Below are 18,685 nucleotides of genomic sequence, written 5' to 3'. Positions count from 1 at the left end.
GGGTTTTGCGTGAGTAAGTCCTATAAAAAATATTGCAGAGGACTCACTTCTATAATCAGTGATTTCACTGTGTTCGGGTCTCTTAAACATTGGAGGTAATACCATGTCCGGATAAGAGCGTGATGAAAACACTTTTTTCCCTATCTCTTATCTCCTATCTCCTATCTCCTGTCTCCTGTCTCCTGTCTCCTGTCTCCTATCTCCTCCCTAATTATTTATAACTGTTCAACCGGACATGATATAAGTTCCGAACCTAGAAACCGGAGTTTTTTGTATATGTTTATTGTTCAAAGCAAGGATTTCTCCTAGTGCAGGATAGCAGAAATAACTTACCAGTTACAAAATCCTAAAAGCCTTACTAACCAATACTTTTGACTGTCTTGAGTCCGTCTTACATTCTGAGGTTTCCTCAGAATTACACACTCGCTTTTAAATTTTGACTTTTAACTTCCGCGTTTTGCGTAGGTAAGTCTTAATTATCAGTGATTTCACGGTGAGAGTGTAAAAACTCCTCTAAACTATTTGCTAATGTCACCCACTCCTGGACACTTAAATCTTCTGCACGACTTTGGGGGTTGACTTTTAACTTTTCTAATAACTCGGAAAGGCGATCCCGTTCAATAACTGCTTTAAGATTATTCCTTAACATTTTCCGTTTACTAGCAAAACCTAATTTAACTAAAGTTTCCATTTGTTTCGGGTTATTTGCCTGGGGTTCTATTAATTGAGGGCGTAGTCGTATTACTGCCGAATCTACTTTGGGTGGCGGATAAAATGCTTTAGCAGGTACATCACAAATAAATTCACAGTTGGCTAAATATTGAATTTTTACTGATAGGGAACTATAAGCTTTTGAGTCTGGTCGAGCGCAAATTCTATCTGCTACTTCTTTTTGTAATAATAAGACGATTAAATCATAAGTATTAGCTACAGGTTGAGCAATTGTGCCTAATAGTTTTTCCAGGATTGGACCTGTAATGTTATAGGGTATATTAGCTACAACTTTATTGGGATTTTGGAAAGTAGAAAATTGTACCAAGTTTGTTTCTAAATCAAGGGATAAAATATCTCCTTGTAACAATAAAAAATTTTCTACTCCGCCAATTTTTTTGACTAACTTTTGACATAAATCTCTGTCAATTTCTACTGCAACAACGGAAGCTGCTAGGGGCAATAAACGATGAGTGAGGATACCTGTACCTGGCCCAATTTCTAGGATGCGATCGCTCTCGGATAATTCAGCAGCTTGGACAATTTTATTGAGAGCTTTGTCACTCCTCAGCCAATGTTGAGCAAATCTTTTTCGAGGTTGAATAGTCATTTCAGTTATATAGTAGGGAATAGGGAACAGGGAACAGGGAACAGTACCTCTGCAATAAGGGGACTGGAACTCAGGAATATTCTCTTTTTTTATCCTCTTAAAAGAGTCGGCACCAGACCCAAATTTTTCGGTCATAATATATACATAATATATAAGTAATAAATAGTAGAGCGTGATAAATTTTGTGCGTTATGTATCAAATTGTAAATTAGCTCACAATTCAAGTATATCAATCTTTTAAGGCATTTTGTGGCTAAATATGTAACCTCTTTTTTTTAGCTTGCTCTACTTATCAAATCCGAATAATTACTATATCCAAGTCATTGCGACTGGAACGAAGTGGAAGGAAGCAATCTCAGGGGTAACGCGAGATTGCTTCCTATCGTCGCAATGACAACTGTCTAACCGGATTTTATATAAATTATATCAACTTAATATACATTTAATTCTTTAATAACTTTTTCTCGTTTTTCTAGAGGAGATTATGACAATCTCTTCCCTAGTAAAGATTCTAATTTTTGAGAGATAATTATTGTTCTATCATTGTCTATTTTTAGGTGTTCTAAGACTTCTTGTTCTGTCAAAATACCTTTGTTAACATAAGTTTGTAATAACTTATGAATAATCAGGAAAGAATGATAAACAATTGATACTAACTTGGCTCCAGGAATATGAATATACTGTTCCCCAGTTTGAAGCTGATACTGATAACGAATAGGATTATGATCTCTTTTAGCAGTTTCTAATTCATTTGCTGGTTTTTCACCTGGATAGACTTGAAGACTTTTTTTCAACTCTATTGGTTCTAACTCTGCTACCCAAGGTATCCATTGAGATACTCCTTGTTGAATAGCTTGGAGAATAGAAGCTTCATTTCGATTACCAAAAGAATCAGTTTCACCCCTTACCCAACTTATCCAATTTTGAGGTAAATGAATTGGAGTTTTAGCCACAGGAATATGAATTTCTGCTTGATTATATTCTAATCCATAAAAAATAGCCAAACGATCCTCACCTGCTTTGATAATTCCTCCGTATTGCCCACGAATTAGTAATGTACTAGAGAAATTTTCTATCAATTGAGGGATTTTAGTCTTGAGAGTTTCTAGAGATTATTTAGATGCAGGAGTGTTAAGAGTGTGGGTTGTTGATAGTAAAGCTAGAAGTATTACAGTTTTTTATCCAGATGCACCGCGACAAATTTATATGGGAGATACCCTACTGATAGATTCTCTATTTGAAGGATTAGAATTAACTGCCGAACAAGTATTTAATAAAGCTGGAATTCCCACTACATTTCAGTAAAATGTTTATACAATAAATGATGAATAAATTGATAGCGATCGCCTATTCTTTGTAACAATAATCGACTAGCAGAATAATTCAGAAAACGACGATAATTCCAGGGAATATGCCCATTACTAAATAAAACAATTCGCAGCACTAAATTTTTCAGTCCGGGCAAACCAATTAACCCACCAATTAACCCACCAATAGCACCAATAATTAACCCTGCCTTTAATTCCCAATGTAATGTCAAAATAAATCCAAAAGTAAACCCCCAAAATAATACACTAATCAAATTAACAATTAATTGATATGTCTGTAACTCGCCATGAGAATCTAACCAAGTTGACTGTAGTTTTTCTATTCTAAATTCCTGAATATTTTCTGCTGCCATTCGTTGTGCTAACCATGCCAACCACCGTCTTGTTTGTTCTGGTAGTGGTTCTTGACCCCTAGAATACCATTTATAGTTAGTTTCTCCCCCTAATTGAGAACGAATATAAGCATTTAATAAGTATTTTTCTTTTCCCTGTTTAGAAGTAATTCTTCTCCAAGCAGCAATTAAAATTTCCTCATAAGCTAAAGTCATCATGCTTAACATTAATGGTGTTTTAGCTAAGTTTAATAACTCTGGTTCCTCCTGAATATAATTCCAAAGTTCTCTACTTCTAGCCACCAATAAATAATCTTGAATCTGGTTATCTGTTAAAGGTTGTAACAAGACAGCAGCATTCACTCTGAACTTATTTTGACAATTTTTATAAGCGACAAAACTACTACAAATAACTAAGTGTTTTGGTTGAAAATCTACTGAGAATTTATTAATCTTTTCTAAGCAATGCTCAGATAATTCTGGGGATACTCGATCGAAGCCATCTATTAAAGGTAATAATTGCTGATTTTCTAACCAGTTCCTAGTAACTTTCTTGGGAATATTGTATTTAAACCTAAGTTGATCGACTAACCAATCCGAAATTCCCTGATTGTTATTTTTCCATGTCGAAAGGTCTAATAATATTGGAATTGGTAAGTTTGGCTCTTTTTCCATCCTAATCACAAGCCTTCTAGCTAATTCCAGTAAAGTTGTAGTTTTGCCACCTCCAGGATTTCCTAATAAGAGTAATTTTCCTTTCATGCGGTCAAAAACTTGCATAATATTAACTTTTGGAGGGAGTTGAACAATAGGGCGCTTTCCTACTTTTATTTCTATATCCCAAGAACGTTTTAATTGTTGGGGTGGTTGCTGACGGACAAGATTAACTATCACTGGATGGTGTAGAGACTGCAATCGCAGTTGTAAAACTTCTCTCTTGACTGTATTTAATAGTTTATCGCGATTTCTTTGCACCTTTATATAACTCTATTTTTACATGGTTTAGTTAGCTATTATATGGTTAAAATATTCACGGTATATATTTGCTTTAATAGTTAACAGTTATGCTGATGATTAAAATTAAAATTGACTAAAAAAGTGAACATATAATCAAGTTTATCGGGAGGTAAAAATTATGTCATTGAATATGGGACAACTAATCATTACAGGAATAGCTGGACTTGCGAGTGCGAGTTCTATAGCTTATTTCACAATTCAGTCTGGTTCGTCACAATTTGCTAATAATTATTTCCAGACACAAACGTTGAATAGCAACCTAGTTTCCGATCAACAAAAGTCTTCATCTTCAACTCTTAACTCCTCAGATTTAGTTAGTCAAAAACCTAGTCCAGTTATAATTACACCACCAACATCGGGGTGTCAAATTAATATGGCCATAGTAGACGATCCTGAAGCACCTTTGAATGTTCGTAGCACTCCAGAAGTTAAAGAAGGTAATATAGTTGGTCAACTTAACAATAATACCTTTGTTTCTGTGGCAGACGAAAAATCTGGTTGGCTACAAATTACTAATCCTGTTACAGGTTGGGTTGCCAAGAACCGAACTCGTAGCACTTGTCCAAGAGTAAATAAGACTATTACTTTTTCGCCAGAAAGCGACACAGCTATTGTTAGAGGTGAGATTATTGGTGCTGGTAGTCATAACTACCGGGTCAGGATGATTCAGGGTCAGATCCTAACTATCAGAAATTTTGGGGATGTCTTTCCGGCAATTATTAGTCCTGATGGCCAACTTATGGTAAGGGAAACTAATGTTGAAGGTAATGAAAATGAATGGACTGGTATTATACCTGTGAGTGGGGTATACACTTTACAATTAGATTCTCATCTGCGTGGATATGAGTATGAATTTTTAGTCTTAATAGAAGGGAATGAGAATTTTTAGTTTAAACTTCCAATAAATTGTTAATTTTCTTTCCCTTTTCTGGTTGCAATAATTATCATCTAAGAGTAATTTTCATCAAAAATTATATACCTTTTGTGGGAGTTGAAATACATTCTCATTTTCCCCATGACGTTCAAAAATAACTTGATAACTAATTGCTCAAGCTAAACCTGTACCTTTACCGAAAAATTTTGGTTTAAAGCCTCCCCTTGGATAGGGGATAATAAATAAAAATTTTCATAATTAGTCAATCCTCTTCTTTTCAAGGAGGGGTAATTATTAATTATTAATTATTGAACTACTGGTTTTGTGGTGTAGAAGGGATCAAAAATTCTTGTTTGCACCATCTTTCTCATACTTATGCCATTATCAACAATCCGAATTATGACTTGATTTTCTGGATAGTGTATTAGCAAAGTGTGGGATAAGTAATTATGTCATTCCAGTTCCAAGGAGCGATCGCTAGTCATTCTGCAAGAAAATGCAGGTCCATCCGTAATAACAAAGGATTGTTGTGATAAATCTTGATTTTATTTTTGATTTTCGCAGATGTATATTACTTTTTCCTCAGAAAGCAACACAGCTATTGTTAGAGGTGAGATTATTGGTGCTGGTAGTCATAACTACCGGGTCAGGATGATTCAGGGTCAGATCCTAACTATCAGAAATTTTGGGGATGTCTTTCCGGCAATTATTAGTCCTGATGGCCAACTTATGGTAAGGGAAACTAATGTTGAAGGTAATGAAAATGAATGGACTGGTATTATACCTGTGAGTGGGGTATACACTTTACAATTAGATTCTCATCTGCGTGGATATGAGTATGAATTTTTAGTGTTAATAGAAGGGAATGAGAATTTTTAGTTTAAATCTCCATTAACGAAGTTAGAAAAAGATTGTCTTTAAACTTAAGTTGCTCGACGGGGTTGCATATTTGCGGGATGAATTGATGTGGGGGGTTGGGGAGTGTTGGGAGTGTGGGAAGTGTAGTAGAGGTTGCATATTTACGTTGTGGAATTATAGTTTTAGATAGAGAAATAGGAAGTAAAAGATGGAATTTATCTTTTCTACAAAGATTCATCCCTTGGTTTAGCAACACCTAAGTTGCTCGACTAATAAATCCGAAATTTCCTGATTGTGATTTTGCCATGATGTGGGGAGTTTTGGGAGTGTGGGAAGTGTAGTAGAGGTTGCATATTTACGTTGTGGAATTATAGTTTTAGATAGAGAAATAGGAAGTAAAAGATGGAATTTATCTTTTCTACAAAGATTCATCCCTTGGTTTAGCAACACCTAAGTTGCTCGACTAATAAATCCGAAATTTCCTGATTGTGATTTTCCCATGTCGAAAGGTCTAATAAGATTGGAATTGTTCAGCAATTAACAATTAATAATTACCTCTCTTCTTGCTAATTCCAGCACAGTTGTAGTTTTACCACCTCCAGGATTTCCTAATATGAATAGTTTTCCTTTAAAGTCTTCATCTTCAACTCTCAATTCCTCAGATTTAGTTAGTCAAAAATCTAGTCTAGTTATAGTTACACCACCAACATCAGGATGCAAAATAGTTATGGCTATAGTAGATGATCCTGAAGCACCTCTGAATGTTCGTAGCACTCCAGAAGTTAAAGAAGGTAATGTGGTTGCTCAACTTAACAATAATACCTTTGTTTCTGTGGCAGATGAAAAATCTGGTTGGCTACAAATTACTAATCCTGTTACAGGTTGGGTTGCCAAGAACCGAACTCGTAGCACTTGTCCAAGAGTAAATAAGACTATTACTTTTTCGCCAGAAAGCGACACAGCTATTGTTAGAGGTGAGATTATTGGTGCTGGTAGTCATAACTACCGGGTCAGGATGATTCAGGGTCAGACCCTAACTATCAGAAATTTTGGGGATGTTTTTCCAGCAATTATTAGTCCTGATGGCCAACTTATGGCAAGAGAACCCAATGTTGAAGGTAATGAAAGTGAGTGGAGAGGTGTTATTTCTCTGAGTGGAGTATACACTTTACAATTAGATTCTCATCTGCGTGGATATGAGTATCAATTTTTAGTGTTAATAGAAGGGAATGAGAATTTTTAGTTTAAACTTCCCAAAAATTGTTAATTTTCCTTCCTTTTTATGGTTGCAATAATTATTGTCGTAGGGGAATTGAGATTATAAATTCTGAACCTACTCCGGGAGTAGAAATACATTCTAAATTTCCCCCATGACGTTCCACAATAATTTGATAACTAATTGCTAAACCTAACCCCGTACCTTTTCCTACTTCTTTCGTTGTGTAGAAGGGGTCAAATATTCTTTTTTGCACTACCTCACTCATACCCATACCATTATCAGCAATCCGAATTCTGACTTGATTTTCTGCTTCTATTTCCGTAGTAATAGTAATTTGAGGAGGCGAATTACTGTTGGGATTTCTCATGGGTTGTAGTGCATCAATAGCATTACTAATAATATTTATAAATACCTGATTCAGTTCGCCGGGATAGCATCTGACTTTGGGTAATTGACCGTAATTTTTCACAACTTTAATTTCCAATTCATGGGGTTGAGCTTTGAGATTACTTTGGAGAATCATCAGAGTAGAATCTATCCCTTCATGTATATCTACATTCTTAACTTCTGATTCATCAAGACGAGAAAAATTACGTAAAGATTCGACAATTTCTTTAATTCGATTAGCTCCTACTTTCATCGAATTTAATAGCTTCGGCAAATCTTCAACTAAAAAATCTAATTCCACATCTTCAATAATATCTATAACTTCATCAACAGGTTGGGGATAATTATCCTGATAAACTTGAATGACATCTAATAAGTCCTGAGCGTATTCAGTAGTATATTTGATATTGCCAGAAATAAAGTTGACTGGATTATTAATTTCGTGGGCTACTCCTGCTACTAACTGCCCTAAAGATGACATTTTTTCGGATTGAATTAGTTGAGTTTGAGTGCGTTTTAATTCTTCTAGAGTTTGAGCTAAAGTCTGATTTTTTTCATTTAATTGTAGGGTGCGTTGCTCGACTTTTTGTTCTAAAGTATCGTAAAGCAAAGCATTTTCTAGAGAAATTGCTGCTTGAGTCGTAATCATTTCTAATAACTGTAATCTTTTAGGAGTAAATGCACCTTTTATTAAATTGTTTTCTAAGTAGATAATACCGATAAGTTTGCTTTGCTTGGTAATGGGAGTACATAATATAGACTTAGGTTGCTGTCGTTTCAGATAGGGGTCTTTTACCCATGTTGTTTCTGTACTAGCGTCATCCAATACCTGAAATTTTTGAGTGCGCCAGATATAGTTAATTAATGCTTGGGGTAACTCTTGGGATGCGGAAACAGGTACTCGAGGTCGCTCGAAATTTTGGAGACATTGGTTACGATCGCTAGGGATAGCTGTATCTACAACATGAGTCATTGCTTCAAGTATTAATTGTTGGTCTTTCAGTAAAATAAGAGCACATTTTTGTGCCCCCGCATTTTCCATGATCAGTTTAATTAAAGTTGAGAGCAAATTTTCTAGCTTCACTTCTCCAGACAAAGTTTGAGAAACTTTAATTACAGTTGCTAGATCGAGGATATTTTCCGTGTTGCTACTGGAGGTGTGAGAAGAGGTGATATTGTTGCTGAAAAGATGGCTATTTTCAGAAGAGCGAACCAAAATCAGAGCTAGTAGTTGTGGATAGCGTTTTTCTAAATCTTTAACTTTGGCTACTGCTCCCCAGTTAACATATCCATAGTATGCTTCAATCATATAAGTTTGGGCGATTTTTGTTTTACCCCACTCCAGATAGAATTTGGCACACAGTTCGTTTGCTAAAGCTGCTTCTTGCATATATTCGTTTTCTGTAGCTCCGGCGATCGCTTGTTCGTAAGCTTCAATAGCTGCTATTTTGTCTCCAAGTATTCTGTGTTTTTCTGCTTCTATTAAATAGTATTTATGGGAATAGTTTGTAGGTGCGTGTTGTGCCCAAAATTTCATTTTTTCCCCATAGACAGTCACTTGCTCTAGTATTTGCCGTTGTTCATCCACTCCTGCAGTAGGATAAAAAGCTAGTAGAGCTAGTGAACTATAAAAGTAATATACTGGAAAATAAAAGAATCCGGTGACACCACCCTCAACATATTCTTCTCCGCGCAAAACATAATCTTTTGCTTGGTGAAAATTTCCCAATAAATAAGACAGAATTAATTTATGAAGATAGATTTGAAATAAAGCATAGCGGTCATTAATTTTTTCATAAAAAGGAATAAATTTTTCTTCATTAAAAGCACTACCTGATAATAATTCAGGATTTTCTGAATTGCCGAGTAAATTCAGCACAGCTTGATGATAAATCTTGGTGTAGTAGTAAGTATTTTCTTGCTTAAACTGTTTGAAATAATTGGTTCGGGAATTAGACTATAAGCTGCTTGTTGTACCCTGTCGTGCAAAAAATGATAAGTCGGTGTTTCTACATCTCTTATTTCTGGCAAATTATCATCCTTTTCTCCCTGATAAAATTTGTAGCTTTCATCTGCTGGTAAAATTAATCCTTCTGATAAAGCATTCCATAAATATGACGCCGTTTCTAGTCTTGATTTTTCCGATACAATTGAGAGAGTTTCTAAGTCAAACTCATTACTTATACAGGCTGCTAATTTTAATAATTCTTGAGTCGAGCGGGGTAGTTTTTGAATTTCGGTTGCCATCAGCTCCACTACATCCCCACTCCCTGCCAAAATTTTAATTTCTGGCAAATTGAACAACCATTTCCCCTGTTGCTCATTATAAAAAATTAATCCTTCTTTGTGCAGATACTTGATAAATTGAGTGCTAAAAAATGGATTACCTTGAGTTTTGCGATAAATCTGTTCTGTTAGTGCTAGTGATTCTTCTGGAGAATAATTAATAGTATCAGCTACTAAATTATTCAGTGCTGACTGACTTAAAGGAGACAGAATTATTTGATTAACTATTCCTCCAGTTGTTTTAATTTCTTCAATAGTTAATATCAAAGGATGCCCGGCATTTACTTCATTATCTCGGTAAGTTCCTATCAATAATAAATACTTAATATCACTTTTTCCCATCACCAACTTCATCAATTTCATAGAAGCCAAATCTGCCCATTGTAAATCATCTAAAAATATTACTAAAGGATGCTCTGCTTGAGCAAATACAGAAATAAATTTTGAGAATAATAAATTGAACCGATTTTCCGCTGCACTCGGAGATAATTCTGTGGCTGGAGGTTGTTTTCCAATCAATAATTCTAATTCCGGAATTACATCTATTATTACTTGTGCTTCTTCTCCTAATATTTCTTGTAATTCAGTGGCTATCCCTTGTAATTTTTCTTCTGGTTCACTTAAAATTTGCTTAATCAATTCTGGAAAGGCATTTAACCATGCTGAAAATGGTATATCTCTTTGAAATTGGTCAAATTTTCCATCAATAAAATAACCTCGTTTTTCGACAATTGGTTTATGAATTTCATTCACTAATGCTGATTTTCCTATCCCGGAAAATCCTCCGACTAACATCAACTCTATTGGGGATTTGCTACTCTCACAAATTCTGTCAAATGCTGTTAATAACACTTCTACTTCTTGCTCTCTTCCATAGAGTTTTTCTGGGATAATTAAGTAGTTGCTACTGTCTTTTCTTCCCAGGTCAAATACTGTGACCTTCTTGGTATTTTCCCACTCAGACTGACATTTTTCTAAATCATAGCGTAACCCTCCTACTGTTTGATAACGTGCTTCAGGCATTTTTGCTATTAATTTCAACACTATAGAATTGAGAGTTTCTGGTATTTGGGGATTCAATTCTATTAGAGCTTGTGGTTGACGAGCAATATGAAAGTGAACTAACTCCATGGGGTCTGTTGAACTAAACGGCAGTTGCCTGGTTAATAATTCATAAAATGTAATTCCCAATGAGTAGAAATCACTCCGATAATCAATTCCTCTATTCATTCGCCCTGTTTGTTCTGGTGAGATATAAGCTAGAGTCCCTTCTAGGGTATTTGGATTGCGTATTTCTGGTATTTCTTTGGGGAGTTTTGTTGTGCTACTAAAATCTATTAGTTGGATTTGCTTTGTGTGGGAATTAATTATAATATTTTGCGGTTTAATATCTTTATAAATAATCCGATTTTGGTGTAATTTTTCTAGGGGGTTAATTATTTGTAGAGCGATGTTAAAAAATTGACTTATGTCTATTCCATTTATCCACTTAGAAATATTTTCCTGATTGACATATTTGGGCAGAGATATGCCGCCAAAATCTTCCATTACTAACATTAAACGTTGCTCAAATTTTTCCAGTGCTAACATTTTTACTACTCCCGGAATGTTCAAGTTTTTCACCAGGGTATAAGCGTTGCGATATTGAGTTAACTGCTGGAAATTCGGATAGGGATGGTTCGGGAGTTTGAGGATGACTGATTTTTTGTATAATTCTGCGTAGCCGCGATACACAACCGTGCGATCGCTGGCATAAATTTCTTCTAGGAGTTGATAGTTGAGAATTTTCTGCATCAGTTAATTAGACTAAAGGTAATGAATTACACCTAGATTAATTATATAAAATAATTACTATTGTCTTTGTTGCATGAATATCCTGAACTCCTTGCTGTGCAATATTTTTTCTTGATAAAGTTGATTGAAAAAAAGCTTGATTTATCAGGCTTCTGAGGTTTTTATTCAGCAAAGCCATTACTGTATAATATAAAACTCTGATTAATCTGTAAAAAAGGCCAGCCAAGGCCAGCTTTTGTCCTTACTAAACAGTGCTTTTATGAGTTTAGACGACAGCTTGAATATAAAACTCAAAAGAAATATCGATGGACTCGGAGAAGCACTGCAAAGAACAGATAAGGCGTTGCATATTTGCGTTCTGGAATTAGTGTGGGGAGTGTGGGGGGCGTTGGGTCTTTTGCGTCCTAGAATTATAGCTTTAGAGAAAGAGGAAGTAAAAGATGGAATTTACCTTTTGTGCAAACATTCATCCCAAGGTTTCAGCAACGACACAGATAAAAACACGATCGCGCATGTTAATTATCACTGCACTTACATAGGTGATATTGAAGCATTCCTGGAGGAAAAGTTTGAGTTTAGGCACATACTAAAATCAATTTTTCTGACGAAGATACTTAAGCGTTTCCTTGTTCCATCTTGCTCCAAATGTGGGAGTGAAAATATCAGCCAAGGTTGGGTTAATTACTACTGCATTGATTGTGGTCACTATTGGCCCAAATAAAAAGCTGTGGGGATTCTCTTTGGGTTATAAAATTTATAGATTTTCAGTATCTAGAATTAGCACTCGTTAAATATTTTACCAACTTATTTTAGTTCTTAAAGCAAAACTGTGAAAAATTAAATATTTAAAATATGCTGATTAAATCAACTATATAGTTCCTGTCAATAAATTTTTTGGCAGAAACTAGAGATAATATGCTGTATATTAAGTTACTTGAATCTTCTCTACTTTCATTAAATACCCTTAATTAAATGGGAACTTTCTCACATTAAAATAATTCTAAATAATTTAGGTAGTTTAATTTTTATTCTTGATCGGAACTATGAACATTAAAGCTTTAGTTTGTAATATTCAACTATGCCCCCAGAGACTGATATCCCGGTCTTTATTCGTCGTAACTTTGTCTACATTAGGCTTAATGATGGGCATAATACCTAGAGTGTCAAACCCATCATTAAATCCTATATTTGATACACCAGCTTATGCTCAAGAATCTTTCACAGATCAAGCAGTAACTGCTGAAGAAATAACAAAGTATGCTGTTTCAGTCTTACAAATTGAGAACTTGAGAATAGGAGTATATAGAGAAATTCAAAATGAATTTCAAAAACAAAGTCCCGGTGGGTCTGTACCGCCGATTATTTGTAATCAGAAAAGCAGTGTTAATACTTTACCACAAAATATTCAGGTAATTGCTGTTAGTTACTGCAATCAAGCTAAAAAAATTATTGAAGGAAATGATTTGACAGTTTCTCGGTTTAATCGAATTACAATGACTCAAAAAACCGATCCAACTTTGCGAGAAAAAATTCAAGCTGAATTGATTCGTATTCAGCAACAAACTGGTAATTAATCAATCACTTCCTGGGAATAGTAATACAGAGAATTTTACTAGAACAGAATTTACCCATAGTAACTTAGAAACCAGGTTTTTTCCTAGAGGTCTATTGTTCAATTGTTCAAACATAAGATTTATAGTAGAAATCAGGTTTCTTCGCGTAAGTCCTATTTCAATAATTAATAATTAACAATTAATAATTAATAATTACCTCTTCTTAAAAAGAAGAGGATTGGCTAAAAGAAATTTTTTTGTGCCCTTGGTCGATTGGATATGATTAGGTAATACCAATTCCCAAAAGTATTTGCTATACTTAAGTCGCACTTCAATTATTAAGTAATTAACACAGGGGAAATTAATTTTTTGCTCTTTATTAGCCCAGTTAATGTTTATTATTCTTATGTTGTACGGACGTTCGCATTTTTGTTATGCAACATCCCTACCTCCCCAAACACCCCAAACTTCCCCACCCAATCGGATATAGCATTCTTTTTGATAAATGGTATAACCCATCCATCCCATCCTACTCCATGCTCCGCTTTCCGACCACTCTCTTGGTCGATTGGAGGCAAGCGTTTTCGGCGCTTGAGCCGACATGAAACGCTACGCGACATGAAACGCGTTTGCGGAGCATGACCTAGGATAGCGTCCCGGAGGGAACGGAGACCTCGCCATCCTTCGACCGCTTTTTCTCCTTGAAAGGAGAGGCTTTAAACCTTAATTTTTCGGTAATATAATCTTTGGTTAAATATTTATATTAGACTTCTTGCAGAAGTCAGGGAATAGGGAATAGGGAATAGGTATGGAGGGAGATGAAATTGTTGATTTTAGATCTTGAATTGATATAATTAAAACTTTTGCAAGAGGTCTATTAAAAGCAATATATTAAAAACAAGCCAATACCAGCAAGCTTTTCTTGGGTTGTGCTGTCGCGTAACCCACCTACTTTATTATAACTAATTATTTGGTATAATTTAAAATTAACCTGATTTTTCTAATCCCACAAAAAACTATAAACTAATGAATAATATTTGGCAACGTTTAAAAAATTTACCTTGGCAAGAACTATCTTTAGTAAGTTTTATCGCTACTTTGACAGTAGTAGCTTCAGAAGTATTATTAATCCTCAGCCTCACTTATTTTTTTGTGATTCTGAAACCATTGAATATGTTATTTTCATCTCCTATTTTTGGAGTTTTAATACCCATAGGGGTAGCAGTAGGAATGGGAGCATTAGCAGTTTATTTATTGGAATGGTGGCAGAAAGAATGGTTACTGAATAATTCTAGTCTTTGGGCGCTAGTTTTATGTTTATTTATTGGTTTATTATTAAAGTCTTTCCTCCCTTTACCTTCTATATTGCTAAGTGCATCTAAAGCTTCATTAATAAGTTTAGCTGTAGGAGTTTTCTGGAAAGGGCGACCTTATTGGCGACGGTGAAAAATATTCAGAATATTCTGAATATTGTAATAGATATCTGCAGAAAATAGGGAGTAGGGAGTAGGTAGGGACGTTGCATGCAACGTCCGTACAGAGTAGGGGGAGAAAATTGATGATTTATGTGCGATAATTGATTTTATTTTAATAGATATCTCCAGCAAATTAATAAACCTTTTTTTGGCGTTGCTGATTTTTAGGTATGAAACTCATTGAGTCAGATATTGAAGAGTTCTTAAATTAACTACAAATTATACCTATAAACTACAATTGGTGAGGAAAAAATTCTTTTCTACCTTATGACTCCTGACTCCTAACTCCTAACTCCTGAATATCATACATTTATTCAGCAACGCTCTTTTTTAACTTCTGTAGGGACTTGCCATGGAAAGTCCCTACATTATTGTGATTTAGATCAAAATATTTTTCTAAATAACATAATAAAATTAAAATATAAGTATAGTAGACAACAATTTGCTTGATTTAACTTTTTCTATAACTATTTTTTTATGTAAATTTACTAAAGATTTTCCTAAATTTTATAGATAATAATTCTTTTTTAGGTTTTAATTATTTAATATCCGGATTAACAAATTTTTTTAATAAAAGCTAGTGATTTGAAACACAAATTCAAATACTTAATCGAATCTTCACAATAGTAGGGTAAAAATTTAAAGCAATTGTGAAAGTTTCTCAAAACAGGTCAATTTAACTATGCAATTGGGTGACATCAAAGTTAAAGTAGAAATATATTGATAGAGTTGAATTTATATAGGATTATCCGATTATGAGCTCGATTACAAGTATTTCACCAGAAGTTGCTCCAGCACATCATAACTATTTAGATAAGCTACTACAACCAATTAGAAAATATCTTGATGGTGTAGAAGTAAACAATTCAAAAATGGCACATTGGTTATGTCAATTAATCCCGGCTCAATGTCCTTTTGAGAGAGATGTAAAACTATTCGGACATCTACTTTTTCACATTCCTCCTATGTGTAAACTTAATCCTTTGTACGACCAATTTATCGGCTTAAGATTTAGGGCTTTAACTTTTCTAGCGGATGTTTGTGGAGAGGATATTACAAGTTATTGTTGAAATCTATTTCTGATTTTAAATTGTTTGCTTTTTATTTTGTTTTTATCGGTATCTGAATAATATTTAAGTATGGTAATAAAAGCCCAGTTTCAAGGAGGAAATTGGGTTTTTTGGCATTATATTAAGTACCTGGTCATAATTAAAATTATTTGAATTGGAGGAGTCATATCAAATCCGGTTGAATAGTTGTCATTGCGACAATAGGAAGCAATCTCAGGGTTGGGCGAGATTGCTTCCTTCCACTCCGTTCCACTCGCAATGACTTTATAGTTAGTGATTATCCTAACATGATATTACAGGTTATACCAAATCTCAAGCCTGGTTAGAATAGTAGGGGCGGGTTCCGCGTTAAATTAATGGTGTTAGCAATTATTTAGATAAACCCGCCCCCGTTCCTATAATATAGAATCCGGTGTCGTCATTGCGACGATAGGAAGCAATCTCGCGTCACCCCTGAGATTGCTTCCTTCCACGAGTGTAAGTCGCAATGACTAGGCTATAATAATTATCCAAATTTGATATCACCGTACGAAAAAAACTGTAGAAAAATGAAACAGCTTTTATCTTGATATTGGATTAACCAATACTGGCTGTACGGCACAGCTCACTATTGCCATCCTACGGAATGCTACGCAAACGGCAGTAAATGCCCCTGGGAATTTCTTTCTAATTATCTGAAGGCTACCATTAACGTCAGCATTGATCACTTTACCTGTTGAACTTCTGAACAAACCACGTTTGACTCGTTTACCTAAATAGTTTTGATGCTGACAAGGTCTAGCAGGAGCTATATCGCTACTTTCATACAACAAAGCCCAGAAATGCGGGTATGAATATACAAACAAAAACATACTGGAACTCTCCTGTTGAGCTTTTAGGAGAATGCCAGTTATAGGAATTTTATTTTTTTGTGCTTTAGAATTTAAAGTAGATGCAATTTATAGTTCAAGATAACTTCTTAGTGAGACTGACGACGACGGGAAAGGAACATTCCACCACCGATGAAGGCTAAAGCTGCTATACTGCTAGGCTCTGGTACGCGAACTTTGGGTTCGGAAATGAAATCCTTATATGTTTTTTCGTATGATATCTCAGAGATAGCGCCACTTATACCGTTAAATTGAACTTCAAGACTCCGAACTTGTCCTAGTTCTTCTTCAAAGTAAAAATCCCAGACAGAGTTTTCAAACTTATGAGGAACTACACTTTGATTAGCTAAAAAGTATTCAACGTAGGGATTACCAGTAAGCTTGTCTGCTGTAAAAGCTTCATCTACATTAGTCTCATTAACAGCATTTGCAAATACTTTGTTTGCAACGTTGTCAATTACTTCTCCTGTAGCCCTTGAAAATGTATAGTTTGCTATGATGTTGTCACTTGCGTCTCTAGCTATCAAGTTAATTTTATTAGAATCTGTCTTATCAAAATCAAGAAATTCGATATTTCCTAATGCAATATCCTCTTCAAAGGTAAATTTGATTGCACCACCATCGCCCTGATCGTCTGGAGCTGTAAATAATTTTTCACTATTGTTTGTTTTGTTATTCTCTTGAACAATAAGGATGTTACCTCTTGCTCGTGTATTCAAATTCCCTCCAGTTGCTAGGTCTTCATCTCCATATGTTTTGCTTCCAATCTTCTTATTGCAGGCGTCGGTAATTCCACTATTTAGTGGGTCATAGTTGCTATAATTATTTTTATTACTTCCTGAGTTTTCAATCTCAAAAGGATTACAACTACTGTTGAATAAGGTAACACCTTTGCCATTGCTACCAACTTTTTCAATTTCAACGCCAATTGGAAGGTCTGACCAAGGGTTTACCTGAAGATGCTGTTTATTTGAAGCGTCAATGTCAATAACTGTGCCAGCTTCAAGATCATTACCGTTAGCATCTTTGTCAAAATCAAGAGTAATTGCTCCAGCAGAAGTCACGCTTGCTGCTACTGCTATAGTCGCCACCAATGCACTCTTTCCACAGAATGCTGCTTGAGATATTAGGGAAGAAGTTTTTGTTGTTTTCATTTTAATTATTCTCGTTGGTTTGTTTGTTTTGTTGTAATTTTTAACTTCTTGAATATAGAGGATAAATCAGAATATTTATTTTCGACCTCCCCTGGTTTACTTGTCATTTACTATGATGCACAATTTTTATAAAAAGTGCAATAGGTAAAGAGGTATCTTTACTAAAACAATATAAATATGTATTTATTCTGATACGTTTTTTCTGAAAATAACCTAGAAAAATTGTGATAATACTGATGAAAATTATCTATATATAGGCTAAATGGCTTACTTTTTTGTAGTGGTTAAGTGAGATCACTTAAATGAATCCCGAAAGCTTTTTTTGAAGAGAGGAAAATAGATTGATTTGTAGAGATAAAAATAAAGATGAAAAGTTGCTTTATCTATTTTCTAAAGCAGGAATATTGTATGTGGCCGACAGTTAATGTGGCCTTTAAGTTGGCGATCGCAAAGAAGTCCAGTTTGTCATTGAAGAAATTCAACCCATAAAATTGTAGGGGCAGGTTTTGCCATTAATGGTGATAATGAGAATGAAATGGTTATGGGGTGGGTTTATCTAACTTTATTGTCAGGTATGATAATTGAATGGTGAACCCACCCCTACTGGTTTTTGTATGGGTTGTTTTTTTTGATAATTAATGTTTAGATGGTTTATTGTTGGATATGATCGTTGAAATTGTAGGGGCAGGTTTTACCGTTGATGATGATAATGAGAATGAAATAAAATAAACCTGCCCTCATCTATTGATAAATATTTGTTGGGGTTCGGGGTGGGTTTACATGATTTATTGTTGAGTATGATAATTTAATGGTGAACCCACCCCTACTGGTTTTTGTATGGGTTTAGATGGTTTATTGTTGGGTACAACCATTGAAATTGTAGGGGCAGGTTTTGCCGTTGATGATGATAATGAGAATTAAATAAAATCAACCTGCCCCCCTATCTGTTGATAAATATGTGTTGGGGTTCGGGGTGGGTTTACATGATTTATTGTTGAGTATAATAATTAAATGGTGAACCCACCCCTACAGGTTTTTGTATGGGTTGTTTTTTTTTGATAATTAATGTTTAGATGGTTTATTGTTGGGTATAATCATTGAAATTGTAGGGGCAGGTTTTGCCGTTGATGATGATAATGAGAATTAAA

The 18,685-nt window shown here is 34.8% G+C and carries 15 protein-coding genes; 8 read left to right on the top strand and 7 right to left on the bottom strand.

Features of this window, described 5'->3' with window-relative positions:
* Window positions 1-472 precede the first annotated feature (472 nt).
* Complete coding sequence (gene rsmA, locus ACP6PM_RS35075; RefSeq protein WP_426591495.1) at window positions 473-1,321, bottom strand: 16S rRNA (adenine(1518)-N(6)/adenine(1519)-N(6))-dimethyltransferase RsmA; 849 nt, start codon at window positions 1,319-1,321, stop codon at window positions 473-475.
* 482 nt (window positions 1,322-1,803) lie between these two features.
* On the bottom strand, window positions 1,804-2,400 hold the full coding sequence (locus tag ACP6PM_RS35070) for a hypothetical protein (protein WP_426591494.1): 597 nt from the start codon (window positions 2,398-2,400) through the stop codon (window positions 1,804-1,806).
* A 16-nt stretch (window positions 2,401-2,416) separates the two neighbouring features.
* Here ACP6PM_RS35070 and ACP6PM_RS35065 point away from each other — a divergent pair, with 16 nt between their 5' ends.
* Window positions 2,417-2,626, top strand: coding sequence for a Uma2 family endonuclease (locus ACP6PM_RS35065; protein WP_426591493.1), 210 nt, complete (start codon window positions 2,417-2,419; stop codon window positions 2,624-2,626).
* Here the strand turns inward: ACP6PM_RS35065 and ACP6PM_RS35060 are convergent.
* Window positions 2,613-3,956, bottom strand: coding sequence for an NACHT domain-containing protein (locus tag ACP6PM_RS35060; protein ID WP_426591492.1), 1,344 nt, complete (start codon window positions 3,954-3,956; stop codon window positions 2,613-2,615). The genes ACP6PM_RS35065 and ACP6PM_RS35060 overlap by 14 nt on opposite strands.
* Before the next feature lie 160 nt (window positions 3,957-4,116).
* Between ACP6PM_RS35060 and ACP6PM_RS35055 the strand changes: the two genes are divergently transcribed.
* The 3 genes from ACP6PM_RS35055 (at window position 4,117) to ACP6PM_RS35045 (ending at window position 6,973) form a co-directional block, all read left to right on the top strand.
* Complete coding sequence (locus ACP6PM_RS35055) at window positions 4,117-4,887, top strand: SH3 domain-containing protein (protein WP_426591491.1); 771 nt, start codon at window positions 4,117-4,119, stop codon at window positions 4,885-4,887.
* A 549-nt stretch (window positions 4,888-5,436) separates the two neighbouring features.
* A complete protein-coding gene (locus ACP6PM_RS35050) occupies window positions 5,437-5,751 on the top strand; it encodes a hypothetical protein (protein ID WP_426591490.1) in 315 nt (104 codons plus the stop codon).
* Window positions 5,752-6,343: 592 nt separating this feature from the next.
* On the top strand, window positions 6,344-6,973 hold the full coding sequence (locus tag ACP6PM_RS35045; protein WP_426591488.1) for an SH3 domain-containing protein: 630 nt from the start codon (window positions 6,344-6,346) through the stop codon (window positions 6,971-6,973).
* A 52-nt stretch (window positions 6,974-7,025) separates the two neighbouring features.
* Here the strand turns inward: ACP6PM_RS35045 and ACP6PM_RS35040 are convergent, their stop codons facing one another.
* Together ACP6PM_RS35040 and ACP6PM_RS35035 are read right to left on the bottom strand one after the other, a co-directional pair.
* Complete coding sequence (locus ACP6PM_RS35040) at window positions 7,026-9,215, bottom strand: GAF domain-containing sensor histidine kinase (protein ID WP_426591487.1); 2,190 nt, start codon at window positions 9,213-9,215, stop codon at window positions 7,026-7,028.
* Window positions 9,209-11,416 (bottom strand): AAA family ATPase, encoded by a 2,208-nt coding sequence (locus ACP6PM_RS35035; protein ID WP_426591486.1) that lies wholly within the window; start codon window positions 11,414-11,416, stop codon window positions 9,209-9,211. Before ACP6PM_RS35035 ends, ACP6PM_RS35040 begins: the two co-directional genes overlap by 7 nt.
* A gap of 259 nt (window positions 11,417-11,675) precedes the next feature.
* On the opposite strand from ACP6PM_RS35035, the gene ACP6PM_RS35030 reads away from it, so the two are divergent.
* Together ACP6PM_RS35030 and ACP6PM_RS35025 are read left to right on the top strand one after the other, a co-directional pair.
* Window positions 11,676-12,137 (top strand): hypothetical protein, encoded by a 462-nt coding sequence (locus ACP6PM_RS35030; protein ID WP_426591485.1) that lies wholly within the window; start codon window positions 11,676-11,678, stop codon window positions 12,135-12,137.
* 322 nt (window positions 12,138-12,459) lie between these two features.
* Window positions 12,460-12,990 carry a DUF4168 domain-containing protein gene (locus tag ACP6PM_RS35025; protein ID WP_426591484.1) on the top strand — a complete coding sequence of 177 codons (531 nt, stop codon included), beginning with the start codon at window positions 12,460-12,462 and terminating at the stop codon, window positions 12,988-12,990.
* Window positions 12,991-13,373: 383 nt separating this feature from the next.
* Here ACP6PM_RS35025 and ACP6PM_RS35020 read toward each other — a convergent pair whose 3' ends face one another.
* A complete protein-coding gene (locus ACP6PM_RS35020) occupies window positions 13,374-13,589 on the bottom strand; it encodes a hypothetical protein (RefSeq protein WP_426591483.1) in 216 nt (71 codons plus the stop codon).
* 406 nt (window positions 13,590-13,995) lie between these two features.
* Here ACP6PM_RS35020 and ACP6PM_RS35015 point away from each other — a divergent pair, with 406 nt between their 5' ends.
* Window positions 13,996-14,415, top strand: a complete 420-nt coding sequence (locus ACP6PM_RS35015; RefSeq protein WP_426591482.1) for a peptide chain release factor 1 — start codon at window positions 13,996-13,998, stop codon at window positions 14,413-14,415.
* 784 nt (window positions 14,416-15,199) lie between these two features.
* A complete protein-coding gene (locus ACP6PM_RS35010) occupies window positions 15,200-15,514 on the top strand; it encodes a Mo-dependent nitrogenase C-terminal domain-containing protein (protein WP_426591481.1) in 315 nt (104 codons plus the stop codon).
* Window positions 15,515-16,472: 958 nt separating this feature from the next.
* Here the strand turns inward: ACP6PM_RS35010 and ACP6PM_RS35005 are convergent.
* Entirely contained in the window at window positions 16,473-17,537 is a 1,065-nt protein-coding gene (locus ACP6PM_RS35005) for a PEP-CTERM sorting domain-containing protein (protein ID WP_426591480.1), read from the bottom strand.
* Between the last annotated feature and the right edge of the window lie 1,148 nt (window positions 17,538-18,685).

It is taken from the genome of Dapis brunnea BLCC-M229 (genome assembly GCF_050015995.1).
Classification (GTDB): domain Bacteria; phylum Cyanobacteriota; class Cyanobacteriia; order Cyanobacteriales; family Microcoleaceae; genus Trichodesmium.
This window is presented reverse-complemented; position numbering and strand designations above follow the sequence as displayed.

Bases quoted from the DNA above. Each gene is read 5' to 3' on its own strand.
- ACP6PM_RS35030 (WP_426591485.1), top strand. From the start codon at position 11,676: ATGAGTTTAGACGACAGCTTGAATATAAAACTCAAAAGAAATATCGAT.
- ACP6PM_RS35005 (WP_426591480.1), bottom strand. From the start codon at position 17,537: ATGAAAACAACAAAAACTTCTTCCCTAATATCTCAAGCAGCATTCTGT.
- ACP6PM_RS35010 (WP_426591481.1), top strand. From the start codon at position 15,200: ATGAGCTCGATTACAAGTATTTCACCAGAAGTTGCTCCAGCACATCAT.
- ACP6PM_RS35020 (WP_426591483.1), bottom strand. From the start codon at position 13,589: ATGTCGCGTAGCGTTTCATGTCGGCTCAAGCGCCGAAAACGCTTGCCT.
- ACP6PM_RS35035 (WP_426591486.1), bottom strand. From the start codon at position 11,416: ATGCAGAAAATTCTCAACTATCAACTCCTAGAAGAAATTTATGCCAGC.
- ACP6PM_RS35050 (WP_426591490.1), top strand. From the start codon at position 5,437: ATGTATATTACTTTTTCCTCAGAAAGCAACACAGCTATTGTTAGAGGT.
- rsmA (WP_426591495.1), bottom strand. From the start codon at position 1,321: ATGACTATTCAACCTCGAAAAAGATTTGCTCAACATTGGCTGAGGAGT.
- ACP6PM_RS35025 (WP_426591484.1), top strand. From the start codon at position 12,460: ATGAACATTAAAGCTTTAGTTTGTAATATTCAACTATGCCCCCAGAGA.
- ACP6PM_RS35055 (WP_426591491.1), top strand. From the start codon at position 4,117: ATGTCATTGAATATGGGACAACTAATCATTACAGGAATAGCTGGACTT.
- ACP6PM_RS35015 (WP_426591482.1), top strand. From the start codon at position 13,996: ATGAATAATATTTGGCAACGTTTAAAAAATTTACCTTGGCAAGAACTA.
- ACP6PM_RS35045 (WP_426591488.1), top strand. From the start codon at position 6,344: ATGAATAGTTTTCCTTTAAAGTCTTCATCTTCAACTCTCAATTCCTCA.